Origin of the sequence: Winogradskyella pacifica, assembly GCF_003386275.1 — a bacterium.
Lineage (GTDB): Bacteria > Bacteroidota > Bacteroidia > Flavobacteriales > Flavobacteriaceae > Winogradskyella > Winogradskyella pacifica.
The window spans coordinates 1-2679 of sequence record NZ_QREI01000026.1 but is presented as its reverse complement, the minus strand read 5'-3'; the positions used below and the strand labels follow the sequence as shown (position 1 = coordinate 2679).

3 protein-coding genes are annotated in these 2679 nt (G+C 31.9%); all 3 read left to right on the top strand.

Going from position 1 to position 2679, the window contains the following annotated elements; genetic code table 11:
- The first annotated feature begins 333 nt into the window (after positions 1-333).
- The 3 genes from DFQ09_RS19025 (at position 334) to DFQ09_RS18520 (ending at position 2426) form a co-directional block, all read left to right on the top strand.
- Positions 334-1245, top strand: coding sequence for a hypothetical protein (locus DFQ09_RS19025; protein ID WP_181897216.1), 912 nt, complete (start codon positions 334-336; stop codon positions 1243-1245).
- A gap of 130 nt (positions 1246-1375) precedes the next feature.
- Complete coding sequence (locus DFQ09_RS18525; protein ID WP_115813098.1) at positions 1376-1837, top strand: hypothetical protein; 462 nt, start codon at positions 1376-1378, stop codon at positions 1835-1837.
- 16 nt (positions 1838-1853) lie between these two features.
- Positions 1854-2426 carry a DUF6705 family protein gene (locus DFQ09_RS18520; protein ID WP_115813096.1) on the top strand — a complete coding sequence of 191 codons (573 nt, stop codon included), beginning with the start codon at positions 1854-1856 and terminating at the stop codon, positions 2424-2426.
- The last annotated feature ends 253 nt before the right edge of the window (positions 2427-2679 follow it).

Below are 2679 nucleotides of genomic sequence, written 5' to 3'. Positions count from 1 at the left end.
ATGAAATAAGATTACATTTATCTTTAGACTTCAAAACACCAAATATGGTCTATAAATTAACCGCATAAAATCAATTTTAACCTGTAGCCATATTTCAGGGCAAGACATTTTACGAACGAGAACAGTGAATTTTTACTAACTTCAAACCAATTCTTTATGAAACAAAAACTCAAACTTTATCTTAAATTCGGAATTTTCCTTTTTGGAATTTCATTTGTCATAACAAGCTGTTACGAAAATGATATTCTTTTGCACGAAGAAGAATAGCTAAACAATGAACCACAATTTATACTTAAAAAATCTATTGACCCAAACGTAACTGATAATATTGTTTTGTCAGAAAAGTTAAATACATTTACTAATACAACAAATTCAGCAAATCCTGATTTGCTTGCAAGAGATGTATATAACGCTGAATTGGATTTTACAATAGATACTGATGTCGCCAATTATATAGAATATGGTGCATATCATTCTTACACATTTCCTGTTTATCGTACTACTGACAATGGCTTAATTGAAAACTTGTTATTAAGCCTTCAAAATGATGGTAACTATAAGGCTTATTTAATAACTTATAATCTAACCGAACAAGAAAAAGAACAAATACAAAATGGTATAACCATTGACTTAGAAGGAAAAATAGAGACAACTGTATTGCAAGACCAAAATTGGGTAAACTCAAATTTTGCTGCAAAAGGAATATATGTTGGTGGAAACGGAGCAGATTGTGTAGACATTATTACAACAACAAGAAGTTATTGCCAAGACAAAAATTTTAATTGGCAAATAGACAATGGTCAATTAGACAATGGCTGTCGTTATAATTTTGGAACTCAACACACAACTACAACCCTATCTATAGATGCTGATTGTTTATCAGGAGGTGGCGGAGGCGGAAGCACTGGAACAGGAACTGGCGACGGAAATGGCAGTGGTAATGGTACAGGCACTGGAACTGGTACAGGTGGTGGTGGAACTGGAGGTTCAAATAATGATGGAAGTGGCTCAACAGGAACAGGTAATACAGGAAACAATACTGACCCAGATAATGGTAATGGAAATGCAGAAACAGAACCTTGCTTACAACTTACTGAAAATGGAGATTGTGTTGATGATACAACTGTCCTTATTATTGGAGAAATAGAACTATCAAACGAAAGAAAATTAAAAAAGATAACCAATAAAGCCAATGTTAAGACCAAAATTATTGAATTAAAAACAGAAAGCCAACGATTCTACTAACCATAGAGAGGATGGTGCACAGTATATTAAATCTGGAAGTAATTATAATGAACGCTTACCAAATTATACAAGCGGAACTCGTACACGTTTTGATCCTGATTTTGTTGCAGACGTCGAAGTCGTTGTTCATATGCATCCAATAAAAGCTTATAATTATACAGTTGCGCCACCAGTATTAATAAATATTGCACCTGTGTTTTCATCAGGTGATATTGTTGCTTTCTTAGGAATGGGGGAATTTACTGGGTTTTCAAATGATAATATTACCGCTATTTTAATTAGTCCTGCTGGTGGTTTTGCTATGAGAATAGATGATGAAGATAAAATGCAAGCTGCTTTGCAACTTTTAGAACCAATAGGTTATGATGATTATGGAAATCCTATTGATTCACCTGATATGAAGAAACTTAAGGATGATTATAATAAACAAGTAATAGAGCCTTGTGGAGATACAGACAATACCTGTTTTAAAGAAAAATTTAAAGACTTTATAAATAATTTTACATTATCAAATGGAGATGGCTTAGGCATTTCATATTACGAAGCCACTTTTGATGCCAATGATAACAGATTGGGAACAACAATAACATAATTAAACATATAAAACGATGAAAATTATAACAAATATTATTTTACTCTTAATAATAAATTATTCTTTTGGGCAAACTATTGTACCAATTGAAGATAGAAAGACGACTACTGAAGTAGAAGGAAACACTTATTATTACAAAGATGTAAACGGAGAGTTTAATAAATTCTTAGGAGACTGGAAATACCAAAATAATGCAACAAATCCTACAAAAATTGTTGAGATTAGTTTTTTTAAAAGAGAAATGGATAGAGTCGGTACTGGAGGTTATGAAGATGAAATTTTTGCACGTATTAAGTATACCGAAAATGACATAATAATTTATAATACTTTTCCAGTTTTGCAACCTGCTTTAAACACAAGAGATTGGAATATCTTTGGTGGTTATTTCACAGACCCAACCAATACTAATAAATTAAAATTAGGTTATTATAGCGAACCAGGTTTAGGTGGTACTACAGGACAATTAGAGCTTAACTATTCAAATTTAGGAAACGAAGAGCAATTACATTGGAAAGTATTCACTTGGCGAGATACTAATGAAGAAGGTTCTTTCAAAATGCCCTATGAAATGACGTTAGTAAAGCAATAAACTAACCACAACAATGTATATAAAAAATAGCAGTTAAGAGCAAATCCCTAAGGTCTTGTTCTTTTCTGCTATCTTAGAATATAACTTGAAAAGTAACAGCATTTTTATCTGCTACTTCTCATATACGGAGACGTTGTGTAGAATTTTGACTTGTACTGAAAAAAGGCTACATAATTTCAAACAATTATGTATAAAAATGACAAAGTAATTAGACGTTACAGTGAACCTTTCAAATTAAAAATTTTAGCCGAAC

Coding starts and splice junctions, on each gene's coding strand:
- DFQ09_RS18525 (WP_115813098.1), top strand. CDS start 1,376: ATGCATCCAATAAAAGCTTATAATTATACAGTTGCGCCACCAGTATTA.
- DFQ09_RS18520 (WP_115813096.1), top strand. CDS start 1,854: ATGAAAATTATAACAAATATTATTTTACTCTTAATAATAAATTATTCT.